Origin of the sequence: Pseudomonas sp. WHRI 8519, from assembly GCF_040224055.2 — a bacterium.
Lineage (GTDB): Bacteria > Pseudomonadota > Gammaproteobacteria > Pseudomonadales > Pseudomonadaceae > Aquipseudomonas > Aquipseudomonas putida_X.
This window is the reverse complement of sequence record NZ_CP167996.1, coordinates 5,596,991-5,613,400: the sequence shown is the minus strand read 5'-3', so window position 1 is coordinate 5,613,400 and position 16,410 is coordinate 5,596,991. Positions and strand designations below refer to the sequence as shown.

13 protein-coding genes are annotated in these 16,410 nt (G+C 62.9%); 8 read left to right on the top strand and 5 right to left on the bottom strand.

Annotation, left to right across the window (positions count from 1 at the left end):
- Positions 1–8 precede the first annotated feature (8 nt).
- Genes rsmA through ABRP30_RS25745 form a run of 4 tightly spaced genes read right to left on the bottom strand, consistent with a single transcriptional unit; the run spans position 9 to position 5,896 of the window.
- Positions 9–809, bottom strand: a complete 801-nt coding sequence (rsmA, locus tag ABRP30_RS25760; protein ID WP_241807067.1) for a 16S rRNA (adenine(1518)-N(6)/adenine(1519)-N(6))-dimethyltransferase RsmA — start codon at positions 807–809, stop codon at positions 9–11.
- Positions 806–1,795, bottom strand: coding sequence for a 4-hydroxythreonine-4-phosphate dehydrogenase PdxA (gene pdxA, locus ABRP30_RS25755; RefSeq protein ID WP_267819217.1), 990 nt, complete (start codon positions 1,793–1,795; stop codon positions 806–808). The genes rsmA and pdxA overlap by 4 nt, the downstream gene beginning before the upstream one ends.
- The gene (gene surA, locus ABRP30_RS25750; protein ID WP_241807069.1) at positions 1,792–3,117 is read right to left on the bottom strand and encodes a peptidylprolyl isomerase SurA; all 1,326 of its coding nucleotides are present in this window, start codon (positions 3,115–3,117) and stop codon (positions 1,792–1,794) included. The genes pdxA and surA overlap by 4 nt, the downstream gene beginning before the upstream one ends.
- Positions 3,092–5,896 (bottom strand): LPS-assembly protein LptD, encoded by a 2,805-nt coding sequence (locus ABRP30_RS25745; RefSeq protein WP_267819214.1) that lies wholly within the window; start codon positions 5,894–5,896, stop codon positions 3,092–3,094. The genes surA and ABRP30_RS25745 overlap by 26 nt, the downstream gene beginning before the upstream one ends.
- A 130-nt stretch (positions 5,897–6,026) precedes the next feature.
- Between ABRP30_RS25745 and ABRP30_RS25740 the strand changes: the two genes are divergently transcribed.
- Genes ABRP30_RS25740 through ABRP30_RS25730 form a run of 3 tightly spaced genes read left to right on the top strand, consistent with a single transcriptional unit; the run spans position 6,027 to position 8,480 of the window.
- Positions 6,027–7,046 carry an aminoglycoside phosphotransferase family protein gene (locus tag ABRP30_RS25740; protein ID WP_267819212.1) on the top strand — a complete coding sequence of 340 codons (1,020 nt, stop codon included), beginning with the start codon at positions 6,027–6,029 and terminating at the stop codon, positions 7,044–7,046.
- Entirely contained in the window at positions 7,043–7,714 is a 672-nt protein-coding gene (gene murU, locus ABRP30_RS25735; RefSeq protein WP_267819210.1) for an N-acetylmuramate alpha-1-phosphate uridylyltransferase MurU, read from the top strand. The genes ABRP30_RS25740 and murU overlap by 4 nt, the downstream gene beginning before the upstream one ends.
- Before the next feature lies 1 nt (position 7,715).
- Entirely contained in the window at positions 7,716–8,480 is a 765-nt protein-coding gene (locus tag ABRP30_RS25730) for a TerB family tellurite resistance protein (protein ID WP_241807073.1), read from the top strand.
- 78 nt (positions 8,481–8,558) lie between these two features.
- Here ABRP30_RS25730 and ABRP30_RS25725 read toward each other — a convergent pair whose 3' ends face one another.
- On the bottom strand, positions 8,559–9,554 hold the full coding sequence (locus ABRP30_RS25725) for an alpha/beta hydrolase family protein (RefSeq protein ID WP_267819207.1): 996 nt from the start codon (positions 9,552–9,554) through the stop codon (positions 8,559–8,561).
- 95 nt (positions 9,555–9,649) lie between these two features.
- Here ABRP30_RS25725 and ABRP30_RS25720 point away from each other — a divergent pair, with 95 nt between their 5' ends.
- The 5 genes from ABRP30_RS25720 (at position 9,650) to ABRP30_RS25700 (ending at position 16,403) form a co-directional block, all read left to right on the top strand.
- Entirely contained in the window at positions 9,650–12,037 is a 2,388-nt protein-coding gene (locus ABRP30_RS25720; RefSeq protein WP_267819205.1) for a PAS domain S-box protein, read from the top strand.
- Between the two features lie 7 nt (positions 12,038–12,044).
- Positions 12,045–12,677, top strand: a complete 633-nt coding sequence (locus tag ABRP30_RS25715; protein WP_267824111.1) for a response regulator transcription factor — start codon at positions 12,045–12,047, stop codon at positions 12,675–12,677.
- A gap of 211 nt (positions 12,678–12,888) precedes the next feature.
- Positions 12,889–14,013 carry an ABC transporter ATP-binding protein gene (locus ABRP30_RS25710; protein ID WP_241807076.1) on the top strand — a complete coding sequence of 375 codons (1,125 nt, stop codon included), beginning with the start codon at positions 12,889–12,891 and terminating at the stop codon, positions 14,011–14,013.
- 40 nt (positions 14,014–14,053) lie between these two features.
- Positions 14,054–15,088 (top strand): ABC transporter substrate-binding protein, encoded by a 1,035-nt coding sequence (locus ABRP30_RS25705; RefSeq protein WP_267819202.1) that lies wholly within the window; start codon positions 14,054–14,056, stop codon positions 15,086–15,088.
- Positions 15,089–15,155: 67 nt separating this feature from the next.
- Positions 15,156–16,403 (top strand): ABC transporter permease, encoded by a 1,248-nt coding sequence (locus ABRP30_RS25700; protein WP_241807078.1) that lies wholly within the window; start codon positions 15,156–15,158, stop codon positions 16,401–16,403.
- Positions 16,404–16,410: the final 7 nt, after the last annotated feature.

Sequence of the window (16,410 nt, the reverse complement as noted above, 5' to 3'; positions counted from 1 at the left end):
CTGCGTTGTCAGGCTTGCTGATCTGCCAACTGATCTGCCAGGCGCACGAATGCAGCCAGGTCCAGCTGCTCAGGGCGCAGGCTGCCATCCACGCCAGCGGCCTCGATAGCCTGGCTGTCGAGCAGGCCTTTGAGGGTATTGCGCAGCGTCTTGCGGCGCTGGTTGAACGCTTCGCGCACGACCCGTTCCAGCAGCAGGTGGTCCTTGGCCGGGTGCGGAAGCACCTCGTGCGGTACCAGGCGGACGATGGCCGAGTCCACTTTGGGCGGCGGGTTGAACGCACCTGGGCCTACGTTGAACAGGTGCTCGACGCGGCAGTGGTACTGCACCATGATCGATAGCCGACCCCAGTCCCCGCCGCCCGGGCCTGCGGCCATGCGCTCTACCACTTCCTTCTGCAGCATGAAGTGCATGTCGCGAATCAGCCCGGCATGGCTGAGCAGGTGGAAAATCAACGGGGTGGAGATGTTGTAGGGCAGGTTACCTACGACTTTGAGGCTGCGCTGCGGTACGCCCAGCTGGTTGAAATCGAACTTCAGGGCATCGCCCTGGTGCAGGCGGAAGTTGTCGCGCCCGGCAAACTTGTGCTGCAGGATCGGCACCAGGTCTTTGTCCAGCTCCACGACGTCCAGCTGTGCGCCGCTGCCCAGCAGGCCCTCGGTCAGGGCGCCCTGGCCCGGGCCGATCTCCAGCAGGTGTTCGCCGGCTTTGGCATTGATGGCGCGCAGGATGCGGTCGATGATGCCGGCGTCATGCAGGAAGTTCTGACCGAAGCGCTTGCGCGCCCGGTGTTGGTAATGCTCGTTCATGGTCGGTTCTCGGCCATCTGGTAGGCGGTTTCCAGGGCGACGCGCAGGCTGCCGGTGTCGACGTTGCCGGTACCGGCAAGGTCCAGGGCGGTGCCGTGATCGACCGACGTGCGGATGATCGGTAGGCCCAGGGTCACGTTGACTGCAGCGCCGAAACCTTTGTACTTGAGTACAGGCAGGCCTTGGTCGTGGTACATCGCCAGCACCGCGTCGCAGTGCTCCAGATATTTGGGGGTAAACAGGGTATCGGCCGGCAGCGGGCCGCGCAGGTCCATGCCTTCGGCGCGCAGGCGGGCCAGTGCCGGTTCGATGATGTCGATTTCTTCGCGGCCCAGGTGGCCGCCTTCGCCGGCATGCGGGTTGAGCCCGCAGACCAGGATGCGTGGGTTGGCAATGCCGAACTTGTCGCGCATGTCGGCGTGCAGGATGCGGGTAACCCGCTCCAGGCGCTCAGGGGTGATGGCGTCCGCGATGTCGCGCAGTGGCAGGTGCGTGGTGACCAGCGCCACGCGCAGGCCACGGGTCGCCAGCATCATCACGACCTGAGCGGTGTGGGTCAGTTCTGCCAGGAATTCGGTATGGCCGGAAAAGGCGATGCCGCTTTCATTGATCACGCCCTTGTGTACAGGGGCCGTGATCATTCCGGCGAAATGCCCTTCAAGGCAGCCTTGCCCGGCTCGTGTCAGGGTCTGCAGGACAAACGCCGCATTGGCCTTGTCCAGCATGCCCGGTACCACGGGGGCGGCTAGGGGGGTGTCCCAGACGTAGAGGCTACCTGCCGGGGCCGGCTGGTCAGGCCATTGGCCCGGCCCTACTGCCAGCAGGTTGACGGCCAGCCCCAGCCGCGTGGCCCGCTCGGCGAGCAGGTCACGGCTGGTGATGGCGATCAGGGGGTGAGGCTGGGGCTCGGCGGCGAGCAGCAGGCACAGGTCTGGGCCTATGCCGGCCGGTTCGCCGGGAGTGACGGCGAAGCGCAGCGGCTTCACTGTGCGGCCTGGTCAGCGCCAGGCAGCTTGATTTCAACGTAGGCTTCGTCGCGGATCTGGCGCAGCCAGGTCTGCAGCTCTTCATCGTACTTGCGGTTACGCAGTACGTTCATTGCCTGCTGCTCGCGTGCCTGTTCGGTGCTGTCGGTGGCACGACGGCCCAGCACTTCCAGGACATGCCAGCCGTACTGAGTCTTGAACGGTTTGGTCACGACACCCTGCTGGGCGTTGGCCATCTGCTCGCGGAACTCCGGTACCAGGCTGTTCGGGTCGACCCAGTTGAGGTCGCCGCCGTTGAGCGCTGAACCCGGGTCTTCCGAGAAGCTTTTCGCCAGCTCTGCGAAGTCTTCGCCGTTCTTGATGCGTTCGTACAGGCGCTCAGCCAGCTGCTCGGTGGCGGCTTCGCTGCGGATTTCGCTCGGTTTGATCAGGATGTGGCGTACATGCACTTCGTCACGCAGTACGTTTTCGCTGCCGCCGCGCTTCTCTTCGAGCTTGATGATGAGAAAGCCGCTAGGGATGCGCAGTGGCTGGGTGATGTCGCCAGTGGCCATGCCGCTGAGCAGCTTGGCAAATTCAGGTGGCAACTGGCCGGCTTTACGCCAGCCCATCTCGCCACCTTCAAGGGCGTTCTCGCTGCCTGAGTTGGCAATCGCCATCTGGCCGAAGTCCGCACCCTGGCGCAGCTGCTGGTACACGTCGCCGACCTTGCGCGCAGCCTTCTGGATGTCGTCCGAGTTGGCGCCTTCCGGGGTTGGGATGAGGATGTTGGCCAGGCGGTACTCTTCCGACATCTGCATCTTGCCCAGGTCCGAGGCGAGGAAGTTCTTCACTTCCTGTTCGGATACCTGGATGCGCTCGGCCACACGGCGCTGGCGCACGCGGCTGATGATCATCTCGCGTTTGACCTGCTCACGGGCGTCGTCGAACGACAGGCCGTCGCGGGCCAGCGCGGCGCGGAACTGGTCCAGCGACATGCCATTGCGCTGGGCAATGGTGCCGATGGCCTGGTTCAGCTCCTCGTCAGTGATGCGGATACCCGAGCGTTCACCGATCTGCAACTGCAGGTTCTCGACGATCAGGCGCTCCAGTACCTGCTGTTGCAGGGCGCTGGTCGGCGGCACGCCGCCGCCGCGCTTGGCGATGGTTTGCTGAACCTCCTGGACGCGCTGGTCCAGCTGGCTTTGCATGACCACGTCGTTGTCGACGATGGCCACCACACGATCCAGGGGTTGCACCGCGGCATGCACCGCGCCACTCAGCAATACAGCGCCCAGCAACACTGGGCGCAGACGATCAATAAGCTTGGTCTTCACGTTCACGGTAACCTTCAATGCCTTGGTCGAGGAAAGATTCGACCTTGTTGCCAACCACGCCACCGAGGCCTTTCAGCACGATTTGCAGGAAGATGCCATGGTCGCCTTTTTCGTTCTGCGGGGCGGCCTGGCTGAAATCGTCGTAGTCGATCCAGTAACGGTTGATCAGGCGCAGTTTCCAGCAGCAGTTGTCATATTCGAAACCGCCCATGGCTTCCAGGGTGCGGTTGCGGTTGTAATCGTGCTGCCAGCGGGCGATCACGTTCCATTGCGGCACGATCGGCCAGATCACCGAGAAGTCGTGCTGCTGGATCTTGTAATAGTCCTTGATGTAGTTCGGGTCGCCTGGGTTGCCATAGTCACCGCCACCCACTTTCCAGGTACCCGTCGTGGAATCGTAAGCGATGGTGTCGTTGCGGTAGCGATAGCCGAGGTTGACCACCTTGTTCGGGTTGTCTTCAGGCTGGTAGTGGAACATCGCGCTGCCAGAACGGGTGGTGCGGCTGTCCGGGTCCCAGTTGAAGTCCGAATTGAAGCGCCAGTCGCGGTTGAAGTAGTAGTTGTACACCAATGCGTATGGCGAGACGTCAGACTGCGCGTCACTGCGATCGCGGTAGTTGATGCCTGGCAGTTGGGCCTTGCGATCCTTGAAGTACAATGCTTGACCGATGCTGAAGTTCTGACGTTCGAAGCCGTCGTCCTGGATCCAGCGGGTGGTCACGCCCAGCGACAGCTTGTTCTCGTCACCGATACGGTCGGTGCCGCTGAAGCGGTTGTCACGGAACAGCGAATCGAAGTTGAACAGCGTTTCGCTGGTATCGAACAGCGGAATGTCCGTCTGGTCCTTGTAAGGAACGTACAGGTAGAACATGCGCGGTTCGAGTGTCTGGCGATAGTTGGTGCCGAACATCGAGGTGTTGCGGTCGAAGTACAAGCCGCTGTCAACACTGAAGATAGGAACGTCACGGCTGATGGAGCTGCTGTAACTGCCGTATCCTGGTTGCGACGCTTGCGCCAGCGCTTCTTGCTTGCCTTGACCATCAAGGTCAAGGTCATAGTTGGTGTAAACATACTTCAGCTTTGGCGTAACGTAACCGTAGCTGGCTTGCATGGGCAGGCTGATTGCCGGGGCAAAATTCAGGCGGTTGCCGTTGGCGCGCGCGATGCCGCTGACGTTTTGATCGAGACGTCGACCTGCTGCGCCGGCGGTGAAGTCCGGGTTGCCATCTTCGTCAGTGACAAAGTCATCCTTCAGATCACGATCGAAGCGCACGGCCTCGGTCTGGTAGCCGAAATCAAAGCCACCCGGGTGATACGGCAGCATCCCGTCAATTGTGATCTGTGGCAGCTTGTTGTACGGGGTGATCTGCGACAGGGTCGCCATCTCGTACGCTTGCGCATTCAGTCGAGCGGTATAGCTGTCGCCACGCCAGGTCAGTGCACCTTGCTGATTGACCACATCATTGCTTTGGACGCCAATCTGATCGGTTTCCAGGTCCTGGAAGTAGAACGGATCGCTGATGTCGGTGTAATCGACTTCAGTCATCAGGCGCTCGTCCAGGCCACCTCTATGCTGCCAGTTGATCATCCAGCGCTGATCTTCGTAATCAGTCTGGTCTTTGCGGTCGTCGTTCTTGTCGTTCAGGTACGCGCCGCCGACCTGGCCTTCGCTGGACTTGGTCAGGTAGCGGAATTCGCCTTCCATCAGCAAGCCACGCTTGGTCATGTAGCGCGGGTACAACGTGGCGTCGTAGTTGGGCGCCAGGTTGAAGTAGTACGGCGTGACCAGCATGAAGCCGGTGTCGCTGGTGCTGCTGAACGACGGTGGCAGGAAGCCGGATTGGCGACGGTCGTCGATCGGGAAGTAGATGTACGGTGTGTAGAACACCGGGAAATCTTTGACCCGCAGGGTGACGTTGGTCGCGGTACCGAAGCCGGTGGCCGGGTTCAGGGTGATGTTGTTGCCCTTGAGCTGCCAGGCGTTGCTGCCTGGTTCACACGTGGTGTAGGTACCATCCTTGAGGCGGATGATCGCGTTCTCGCTACGCTTGGCGTAGAGGGCGTTGCCGCGGATGTGCGACTTGTGCATCACGTATTCGGCGTTGTCGACCTGGGCTTCGCCCGTGTCGAGCTGGATCTGTGCCTCGTCGCCCACGACCAGCGAGCCGTTGTCGCGAATCCTGACGTTGCCCTTGAGCTCGCCACGGTTCTCGGCCTGGTAGAGGTTGGCCTCATCGGCTTCGGCCTGCATGCTGCCTTGGCGCATGACCACGTCACCGGCAAGGGTAGCGATCTGCTGCTCTTGCTGGTACTTGGAGACCTTGGCGTTGATGTAGGTCGGCGATTCGTCCTTGGGCGTGGTGTCGGCCATGCCAGGGCGAGTCGGCTCGATGTACGCGCCACCGCAGTACGGACCGGTTTCGGCCAGCTGGGCAGCGGTGAGCTTATCGCGCGGGACCCAATCGAGATGGCTGTAATCCTCGCTGCGCGACTTCAGGCCACGGCCTTTGCTCTCGGTGACCAGCACCGGCTTGTCAGCACTTTCGGCCTCGGCCGATGGGGCCTCGGTGCCGGAAGTGAGCGCAGCGCCGTCATGCACCGGGCGCGGTGGCAAGTTGTTGACTGGGCTCTTGGGCTTGCAGTCCCAACCACCGGAGGCGGACACTTGGCAGTCGAACTGCTCGGCTGCGACCACGTACGAGGTGGCAAAAGGTTGCAGGGCCAGCAGACCGCCGGTGACCAGCAACGGAAACTTTCTACGAAACGCGGGGGATTTCAATGCCATCTTATTAGTCCGGGCTTCCTGCGTGCCATCTGCCCGCGTGTGGGGCCGCACGCCTCTCGATGGTCTGAAAAAGATGCTGGATAATAAAGCATGACCCGCTTGACGGCTAGGGCCGTCGGAGACCCTTGTAATGCCTGAACACGATGTACGCCTGCAACAGCTGACTGTCTGGCTCGCCGAGCAGCTCAATGTTCTTTTCCGCAACAACGCCTGGGGCGAGGTGCCCGAGGGCAGCCTGACCCCCGCCAGCAGCGATGCGAGCTTCCGCCGTTACTTCCGCTGGCAGGGCGCCGGCCACAGTTTTGTGGTCATGGATGCGCCGCCACCCCAGGAAAACTGTAGGCCGTTCGTTGCCATCGACCACTTGCTGGCGAGCGCGGGCGTGCATGTACCGGTGATTCATGCCGAAGATCTGGACCGTGGTTTCCTGTTGTTGGGGGATCTGGGCCATCAGACATACCTCGACATCATTGAACCGGAAAACGCCGATGCATTGTTTGCCGACGCCATCGACGCCCTGCTGGCGTTCCAGCGCCTGCCGATGGACGCGCCGTTGCCCAGCTATGACGACGCCTTGCTGCGCCGCGAGGTCGAACTGTTCCCCGAGTGGTATGTCGGGCGTGAGCTCGGCCTGACCTTCAACGAGGCGCAGCAGGCCAGTTGGCAGCGCATCAGCCAGTTGCTGATCGACAGCGCCCTTGCCCAGCCGAAGGTGTTGGTGCACCGCGATTACATGCCACGCAACCTGATGCAGAGCGAGCCTAACCCCGGCGTGCTCGACTTCCAGGACGCTGTGTATGGCCCGGTGACCTATGACATAACCTGCCTGTTCAAGGACGCCTTCCTCAGTTGGCCACAAGCGCGAGTCGAAGGCTGGTTGCGCAACTACTGGGACAAAGCGCAGGCCGCCGCAATCCCGGTTCAGCCGGCGTTCGAAGATTTCCAGCGCGCCAGCGACCTGATGGGTGTACAGCGCCATCTGAAGGTGATCGGCATCTTCGCGCGTATTTGCCACCGTGACGGCAAGCCGCGCTACCTGACTGATGTGCCGCGGTTCTTCGCCTATATAGACGAAGTGATCGGCCGGCGCCCTGAACTGGCCGAACTCGGCCAGCTGATCGCCGAACTCAAGGATGGAGTGCGCGCATGAAAGCGATGATCCTCGCCGCTGGCAAAGGTGAGCGCATGCGCCCGCTGACCCTGCACACGCCAAAGCCGTTGCTGCCCGTGGCCGGCCAGCCGTTGATCGAGTACCACCTGCGTGCGCTGGCGACAGCCGGGTTCACCGAAGTGGTGATCAACCATGCCTGGCTTGGCCAGCAAATAGAGGATCACCTTGGCGATGGCAGTCGCTTCGGCCTGAGCATTCGCTATTCCCCTGAAGGCGAGCCGCTGGAGACGGGGGGCGGGATATTCCAGGCGTTGCCTTTGCTGGGCAACGAGCCGTTCCTGTTGGTCAACGGTGATGTCTGGACCGATTACCCGTTCGCGCTCTTGCGGGCACCGCTGCAGGGCCTGGCGCACCTGGTGCTGGTCGATAACCCTGGCCATCACGGGCGGGGTGACTTCCGCCTGCAAGGTGGGCAGGTGGTGGACGGTGACGACGGCCCTGGCACCCTGACCTTCAGCGGCCTCTCAGTGCTGCATCCAGCCTTGTTCGCAGGTTGCCAGGCGGGAGCCTTCAAACTGGCCCCGCTGCTGCGCCAGGCCATGGCGGCAGGCAAGGTGACCGGTGAGCACTACCGTGGCGACTGGGTCGATGTCGGCACCCAGGAGCGCCTGGCCGAGGCCGAGCGCCTTATACGCGAGCGTGCCTGAGATGTGGTGGCCAGGCACGGTGATCGGGCTAGGCGCGGGTTTCGCTGTCGCCAGCATCCCAGGTGCGCTGCTGGGGGCATTGCTTGGCCAGGCCATGGATCGGCGCTTGCGCGTGCAAGGCTGGGATGACATGCGCGAACGCTTGGGAGGCCGCCCGGCCCTGCGCGATGAGGAGTTGTTGTTCGTCCTGTTGGGGCGGCTGGCCAAAAGCGATGGGCGAGTGGCCGAACAGCATATTCAGCAGGCGCGCCAGGAGATGGTCCGGCTGAACCTTGCCGAGGCCGCGAGGATGCGGGCCATTGCCGCCTTCAACCGCGGTAAGGCGGGCAAGGACCGCTTGGCTCACCCTCTACGTCGCATTCGCCTGCAGCCACACGCGGCCGAGGGCACGTTGCGGGCGTGCTGGCGTATGGCCTGGGCTGACGGCAAGGCCGGGGCCCATGAGCGGGAACTGCTGCTGGACTGGGGGCAGAAACTGGGGCTTAGCCGGCGGCAGGTGCAGGCCATGTCGCTGGAATATGAGCCACGCAAAGTGAGCACGGCCAGTGGCACCATGACCTATGCGGCTGCGCTGCGCTTGCTGGGGGTAGATGCCGACACGGAAGGTGACCGGGTCAAGCACGCCTATCGCCGGCTGGTCAGCCGGCACCATCCGGACAAGCTGGCCGGGAGCGGGGCCAGTGAAGCGCAGGTCAGGGAGGCGACCGAGCGCACGCGTGAGCTGCACCAGGCTTATGCGCTGATCCGCAAACGGCGCGGGCTCTAAGGCTTCTGCCACCGGCAAGCCGCGCTGTCCTGGTGCCAGGCAGCCTGCCGGTGCAACGGCCAAAGCCGGCCGGTCACTTCATTCCTGCGGGCTCATCCAGCCCCTGGCCCGGCGGAACAACTGCTCCTGTTCCGCGCCCTTGTTCCCTGGCATCGCGATCAGCGACAGCTGTTTGTACTGGCTGTCCTTCTGACGCTTGCTGGCCTGCAGGCGTTGCATGGCGGCATTGCGGTCGCCGGTGCGGGTTGCATAGTAGAGATCGGCAGTCGGCACTTTGAGCGTCGGTGCCAGGCTTTCCAGGTCGTGCTCTACCCGTGCCGGGGTCTGTGCGGCGATCATCACCAGCTTCTGAACCTGCGGTGGTTGTTTCTCGCTCAGGTAGCGTGCTGCCCAGTAGGCGCCGCTGCCATGGCCGATCAGCACGGTGCTGCGGGAGTTATGTTGTTGAGCATACGCCACCGCGGCATCCAGCCGCGCGAAGATGCGTTCGGCGTCAGCCTGATCGTTCTGTTCGCTGGCCTGTTCGGCATCGGTGCTTTCTGCCGTGTCGGCATCCGCCGCGGTAGCCTGGGCTACATTGGCGTTGGCATCGGCGGGGGTTTGCTTGGCCGGTGCGCTCTCGCCCTGGTCTGGCTGCGGTGCGGGAGCTGGCGTGGCCTCCACCCGTGCTTGTGGGCTATCGGCGAGCAGGTCGGGCAGGCTCACGCTCAGGCTGTTCCAGCCGGCGTCAGGGAACTTGCGCCGCAACGGGCCGACCGCATTGGGCCAGTCGGCGGTTTCCCCGGCACCAGGGACAATGATCACCGTGCCTTGCGGATCGCTGTCGTTGGCTGGTTTCCACAAGGCCAGAAAGTGGTCGGAGCCGGCTTCCAGGGTTTGCTGCTCGTCTTTGGGCAACAGGCGTTCAAGGGCCTGCGCATCTTCCTGGCTACGCTCCAGCAACGGTGGGCGCGGCGCAGGTGCGGCGGCAGCCTCTGGGGGAGCTGGTTGTTCGGCGTCGGCGGCCAGGGCGCCAAGTGGTAGGAGCGAGGCGAGGCAGCACATTGCCAGCGTCGTGCGATAAAGTGTGAACATGAATCAACCCAAGGCCAGAATGATACCGGCAGCCTAATAGTATTTGCCCGCGACGGCCATGCTGCATGGCCGCCCTTGCCAAGACGAGCGTGTAGATGAAGCGATTGCGTCGCCTGTTGGTTATCGGCTGCTTGTGGCTACCCTTGATTGCCTTGGCAAGGCCCGAGGCGGCGCCTGCGGTGCTGCTCGACCCTGCCCAGCAGCAATGGCTGGACGCCCATCGCAGCCTGCGGGTCGGCCTTGTGCTGCAGGCGCCCTATGCCCAGTTCGACCGCCGTCTGCAGCGACTCTACGGGGCCAATGTCGACCTGGTGAACTGGCTGGGGCAGGCCCTCAAGCTGGACCTCACCTGGCGCAACTTCACTGATCAGGCCAGCCTTGAACACGCCCTGCAGGCAGGTGAAATCGACTTTGCGCCGGGGCTTACGCAAACACCGGTCAGCTTGCGCCTGTGGTTGTTCAGCGACCCCTACATGCGCGTGCCGCAGCTGGTGGTCGGGCTGCGCACCGGTGCGTTGGCCGTCGAGCTGGAAAAGCTTGAAGCCAACGAGCGCGTGGCGGTACGCATGCCAAGCGTGTTGGCCGATTACCTGCGAGGCAATTACGCCAACCTCAACCTGCAAGGTGTGCCCACCGAGCGCCAGGCCTTGCAACTGGTGGTAGGGGGCCAGGCCAGTTACGCGGTGCTGGATGAAGCTCAGCTGAGTCGGCTGTCCCGCGAGAGCGAGTTCGGTGAGCTGGCGGTGCTCGGCGACATCGGCTTACCGCAATTATTACGGGTGGGTTCGCGCCGTGACTGGCCGTTGCTGGCTGACGTGCTTGAACGGGGCCTGCAGGCCATGCCGGGCAAAGAGCTGGAGCAACTGCATCAGCGTTGGTTGCAGCCGCAATACCCGCGCCTGAGCGAATCCACCGGTTTCTGGCAGAACCTTGCGCTGCTGTTCGGCATGTTGCTGCTGTGTGCCGGGGCCACGCTGGTGTGGCAGCGCCGCCAGCAGCGTCAGCTCGAGCGTAGCCTGCTGGCGGCGCGGGAGCACCTGGCGGAGCGGCAGATACGGGAGGAGGCGCTGCGCGTGAGCCAGTTCGCCATCGACCAGAGCACGGTGGGCATCCTCTGGGTCAACTGGGACAGTCATGTGCGTTACGCCAACCAAGCGGCGGGGCGCATGCTGGGTTATGCCGAGGCGGCATTGCTGGAGCGTCCGCTGAGCGACTTCGAGCCGAACCTCAGTATGGACCGCTGGCTGCAGTTGTGGCGGGCGGCGCGCACCGGGGACGCTGGTGCTCGGCAGTTCGAGACCCAATGCCTGTGCGCCGATGGCAGCCTGTTGCCGGTGGAGTTGTCCTTGAGCTTCCTGCGTTTTCGCGATGCCGAGTACCTGGTGGTTTACCTTGCCGACGTCACCGAACGCCACCGTGCCCTGGCGGCGCTGCGTGAAAGCGAAGCACGGCTCAAGGGTATTGCTGGCAATGTGCCAGGGCTGGTGTTCCGCCTGGAGCCCGCGCCGGCGGAAGGGGCCCTGGAGTTTCCTTACATCAGCGAGGGCAGTGAGGCGTTGGTGGGCTATACGCCCGCGCAGATCCAGCACCCGCAGATGGGCTTGCGCAATCTGGTCCATCCGGATGACCGTGCGGACTACCATCAGGTGCAGGACCTGGCCATTGCCAACGATCAGGACTGGTCCTGGCAAGGGCGCATCCTTACCCGCGAAGGTGAGCAGCGCTGGGCCGACATCAAGGCCAGTACCCGCCGCCTGGCCGACGGCCGGGTCGTCTGGGACGGTATCGTCTGGGACATTACCCAGAGCAAGCGCGCAGAGCTGGCGCTTGCGAAGTCCCAGGAGCAACTGCGCGAGCTGTCGGCCCACCTGGAAAGTGTGCGCGAGGAAGAAAAGGCCCGCATCGCCCGCGAAGTGCACGATGAGCTGGGGCAGATGCTGACCGTGCTCAAGCTTGAAGTTTCGATGTGCGAATTGGCCTTTGCCGAGCTCGACCCTGCGCTGAACGAGCGTCTGGCCAGCATGAAGCGCCTGATCGCCCAGTTGTTCCAGTTGGTGCGCGATGTGGCAACGGCGTTGCGCCCGCCGATCCTGGACGCCGGTATCGCCTCGGCCATCGAATGGCAGGCACGGCGCTTCGAAGCGCGCACGCAGATCCCCTGCCTGGTACAGGTACCGGATAATCTGCCAGCATTGAGCGATGCAAAAGCCGTCGGCTTGTTCCGTATCCTGCAGGAAGCGTTGACCAACGTCATGCGCCACGCCCAGGCCCACAGTGTGGAGATAGAGCTGGTGCGCGAGGGCGAAAAACTGCGTATGACAGTCAGTGATGACGGCAGCGGATTCTGCCTGGACCAGGCCCGGCCAACCTCGTTCGGCCTTGTCGGTGTGCGTGAGCGGGTACTCATGCTCGGTGGCAGCATGGCGTTGAACAGCGAGCCAGGTGAAGGTACCAGCCTGAGCGTGACCATAGCGTTGGATTAGGAGAACGATCGTGATTCGAGTGCTGGTGGCCGAAGACCACACCATTGTCCGCGAAGGCATCAAGCAGTTGATCGGCCTGGCCAAGGATATGCAGGTAGTGGGGGAGGCCGGCAATGGTGAACAGTTGCTGGAAACCTTGCGCCGCACCCCCTGCGAAGTGGTGTTGCTGGATATCTCGATGCCCGGGGTCAGTGGGCTGGAGGCGATTGCGCGGATCCGCGCGCTGCACAACCCGCCGGCGATCCTGATGCTGTCGATGCACGACGAAGCGCAGATGGCCGCGCGCGCGCTCAAGGCCGGCGCTGCCGGTTATGCCACCAAGGACAGTGACCCTGCCTTGCTGCTGACCGCAATCCGGCGGGTGGCAGGCGGCGGGCGCTACATCGACCCGGCGTTGGCTGACCGCATGGTCTTCGAGGTTGGCCTGACCGAGACCCGGCCGCTGCATACGCTGCTGTCGGAGCGCGAGTTCTCGGTGTTCGAACGCCTGGCCCACGGCGCTAACGTCAACGATATCGCTCAGCAGCTGGCGCTCTCCAGCAAGACCATCAGCACCCACAAGGCGAGGCTGATGCAGAAACTCAAGGTCAACTCGTTGGCTGAGCTGGTGAAGTACGCCATGGAGCACAAGCTGGTCTGACTGTTCTGTTTGCGACAGAGGTTGCCCGCCGGGTACCGCTTTCCCTTTGGATGGCTGAAACCTGCATTCCAATAACGCCATCGCTGTAGGGCAATCCCTACACAAACGCTTCCAACCGGATGATGGCATTCTCTCAGTGCCCCCGATTTGCGGGCGCTTGCGTCTTCTTTAGTCTTTGCCTACGCAGTCATTCCAACAAGAAGGTGCAGGCATGAGCGAGGCGAATTCGAACGCGACCACCGGTGAGACGCTGGTCAGTTTCCGTGGTGTGCAGAAGAGCTACGACGGCGAGTCGCTGATCGTCAAAGACCTCAACCTGGACATTCGCAAAGGTGAATTCCTCACCTTGCTCGGCCCTTCCGGCTCGGGCAAGACCACCAGCCTGATGATGCTGGCCGGCTTCGAAACCCCGACCGCCGGTGAAATCCAGTTGGCCGGGCGCTCCATCAACAACGTGCCGCCGCACAAACGTGACATCGGCATGGTGTTCCAGAACTACGCGCTATTCCCACACATGACCGTGGCGGAAAACCTCGCTTTTCCGCTGAGCGTGCGCAACCTGAGCAAGACCGACATCAGTGAACGGGTCAAGCGGGTACTCAACATGGTGCAGCTCGATGCCTTCGCCAAACGCTACCCTGGCCAGCTTTCCGGTGGCCAGCAGCAGCGCGTGGCCTTGGCCAGGGCGTTGGTGTTCGAGCCGCAGCTGGTACTGATGGACGAGCCGCTCGGCGCGCTGGACAAGCAGCTGCGTGAACACATGCAGATGGAGATCAAGCACATTCACCAGCGCCTGGGTGTGACGGTGGTCTACGTAACCCACGACCAGGGCGAGGCGTTGACCATGTCCGACCGCGTGGCCGTGTTCCATGAAGGCGAGATCCAGCAGATCGCCGACCCGCGCACCCTTTATGAAGAGCCGCGCAACACCTTCGTCGCCAACTTCATCGGTGAGAACAACCGCATCAACGGCACGCTGCTGGCCAGTGACGGTCACCGTTGCCAGGTGCAGCTGGCCCGCGGCGAGCGGGTCGAGGCACTGGCGGTGAACGTCGGCCAGGCTGGCGAGCCGGTGACCCTGTCGGTACGCCCGGAGCGCGTGCGTCTCAATGGCCACAGCGAAAGCTGCGTCAATCGATTCTCCGGCCGCGTGGCCGAGTTCATTTACCTGGGCGACCATGTACGGGTGCGTCTGGAAGTCTGTGGCAAGGCTGACTTTTTCGTGAAACAGCCGATTGCCGAGCTCGACCCGGCGCTTGCCGTGGGCGATGTGGTACCGCTGGGCTGGGAGGTGGAGCACGCGCGCGCGCTCGATCCGATTGCCGAAGCCCACTGATGGATTGCTTCACCAACCCTGTACTGTGGAGAGAATAATAATGCGCAAGCAGCTGAAACTGACCGCCCTGGCCCTTGGCCTGTTCGCCGCCGGCCAGGCCATGGCGGCAGACCTGACCGTGGTGTCCTTCGGTGGCGCCAACAAGGCGGCCCAGGTCAAGGCGTTCTACGAGCCATGGGAGAAGGCCGGCAAGGGCAAGATCGTCGCTGGCGAGTACAACGGCGAAATGGCCAAGATCAAGGCCATGGTCGACACCAACAGCGTGTCCTGGAACCTGGTGGAGGTGGAGTCGCCAGAATTGGCCCGTGGTTGCGACGAAGGCATGTTCGAGGAACTCGACCCGGCTTTGTTCGGTAACGAAAGCGATTATGTGAAAGGCGCCATCCAACCGTGCGGCGTGGGCTTCTTCGTTTGGTCGACGGTGTTGGCCTACAACGCTGACAAGCTCAAGACAGCCCCGACCAGCTGGGCCGATTTCTGGGACACGAAGAAATTCCCGGGCAAGCGCGGCCTGCGCAAGGGCGCGAAGTACACCCTCGAGTTCGCCCTGATGGCCGACGGCGTTGCGCCCAAGGATGTGTACCAGGTGCTGGCCACCAAGGACGGCGTGGACCGCGCCTTCAAGAAACTCGACGAACTCAAGCCAAGCATCCAGTGGTGGGAAGCGGGTGCCCAGCCGCCCCAGTACCTGGCATCGGGTGATGTGGTCATGAGCTCGGCCTACAACGGGCGTATTGCCGCGGTGCAGAAAGAGAGCAACCTCAAGGTGGTATGGAACGGTGGTATCTACGATTTCGACGCTTGGGCCATCCCGAAAGGGGCCAAGAATGTTGAAGAAGCCAAGAAGTTCATCGCTTACACCGTTCAGCCCGAGCAGCAGAAGACCTACTCCGAGAACATCGCCTACGGCCCGGCCAACGCCAAGGCGGTACCGCTGCTGGCGGACGCGGTGAAGAAGGACATGCCGACCACGCCTGAAAACATCGCCAACCAGGTGCAGATCGATGTGGCCTTCTGGGCCGACAACAGCGAGCAACTGGAGCAACGCTTCAACGCCTGGGCGGCGAAGAAGTAAGGCGCCTCGAAGGAGCGCCGGCCGGCTGGCTGGCGCTCCCTGTTCCCCTGTTTTTGCGGAGTTCGCCATGGCCATTGCAGTGCCCCTCAACGAAGGCGCAGGTCCAAGTCTCAAGCAGCGCCTCAAGCACGCCGAGCGGGTCAACCGCTGGAAGGCGCAGGCGCTCATTGCGCCGCTGGCGCTGTTTCTTCTGCTGGTGTTCCTGGTGCCCATCGCGGCGCTGCTGTTCAAGAGCGTCGACAACCCGGAAGTGGTCAACGGCCTGCCGCGCACGGTCCAGGCTGTGTCGCAGTGGGACGGCAAGAGCCTGCCCGGCGAGGCGGTTTACAAGGCCCTGAGCCAGGACCTGGCCGAATCGCGCAAGAACCAGACCTTGGGCGACCTGTCCAAACGCCTGAACATGGAGCTGGCCGGCTACCGCAGCCTGCTCTCCAAGACCGCTCGGGCGCTGCCGTTCAAGGCTGAACCTGCTTCTTATAAAGAGGCCTTGCAGGCCCTCGATGAACGTTGGGGCGACCCGGCGTACTGGCAGGCGATCCGCCGCAACACCAGTAGCGTGACGTCCTATTACCTGCTGGCATCGGTCGACCACCGTATCGATGACCTTGGCGAGTTGGCCAAGGCCACCCCCGACCAGGCTATCTACCTGGATATCTTTGCCCGCACCCTGTGGATGGGTGTGGTGATCACGGCCATCTGTCTGGTGCTGGCGTATCCGCTGGCCTACCTGCTGGCCAACCTGCCAACCCGCCAGGGCAACCTGCTGATGATCCTGGTATTGCTGCCATTCTGGACTTCGATACTGGTTCGGGTGGCGGCGTGGATCGTGCTGCTGCAATCAGGCGGCCTGATCAACAGTGCCCTGATGGCAATCGGCATCATCGATCAGCCGCTGGAGCTGGTGTTCAACCGTACCGGCGTGTACATCTCGATGGTTCACATCCTTCTGCCGTTCATGATCCTGCCGCTGTACAGCGTGATGAAGGGCATATCGCCAAGCTACATGCGTGCAGCGATCTCCCTGGGTTGCCACCCGTTCGCCAGCTTCTGGCGGGTGTACTTCCCGCAGACCTACGCGGGCGTGGGCGCCGGTTGCCTGTTGGTGTTCATCCTGGCCATCGGCTACTACATCACCCCGGCGCTGCTCGGCAGCCCGAACGACCAGATGGTCAGCTACTTCGTGGCTTTCTATACCAACACCAGCATCAACTGGGGCATGGCCACCGCGCTGGGTGGGCTGTTGCTGCTGGCGACCGTGCTGCTGTACCTGATCTATAGCTGGCTGGTCGGTGCCAGCCGCCTGCGCCTGAGCTGAGGAGCCT

Bases quoted from the DNA above. Each gene is read 5' to 3' on its own strand.
- ABRP30_RS25710 (WP_241807076.1), top strand. From the start codon at position 12,889: ATGAGCGAGGCGAATTCGAACGCGACCACCGGTGAGACGCTGGTCAGT.
- ABRP30_RS25700 (WP_241807078.1), top strand. From the start codon at position 15,156: ATGGCCATTGCAGTGCCCCTCAACGAAGGCGCAGGTCCAAGTCTCAAG.
- ABRP30_RS25730 (WP_241807073.1), top strand. From the start codon at position 7,716: ATGTGGTGGCCAGGCACGGTGATCGGGCTAGGCGCGGGTTTCGCTGTC.
- ABRP30_RS25720 (WP_267819205.1), top strand. From the start codon at position 9,650: ATGAAGCGATTGCGTCGCCTGTTGGTTATCGGCTGCTTGTGGCTACCC.
- ABRP30_RS25745 (WP_267819214.1), bottom strand. From the start codon at position 5,896: ATGGCATTGAAATCCCCCGCGTTTCGTAGAAAGTTTCCGTTGCTGGTC.
- ABRP30_RS25705 (WP_267819202.1), top strand. From the start codon at position 14,054: ATGCGCAAGCAGCTGAAACTGACCGCCCTGGCCCTTGGCCTGTTCGCC.
- ABRP30_RS25740 (WP_267819212.1), top strand. From the start codon at position 6,027: ATGCCTGAACACGATGTACGCCTGCAACAGCTGACTGTCTGGCTCGCC.
- rsmA (WP_241807067.1), bottom strand. From the start codon at position 809: ATGAACGAGCATTACCAACACCGGGCGCGCAAGCGCTTCGGTCAGAAC.
- murU (WP_267819210.1), top strand. From the start codon at position 7,043: ATGAAAGCGATGATCCTCGCCGCTGGCAAAGGTGAGCGCATGCGCCCG.
- ABRP30_RS25725 (WP_267819207.1), bottom strand. From the start codon at position 9,554: ATGTTCACACTTTATCGCACGACGCTGGCAATGTGCTGCCTCGCCTCG.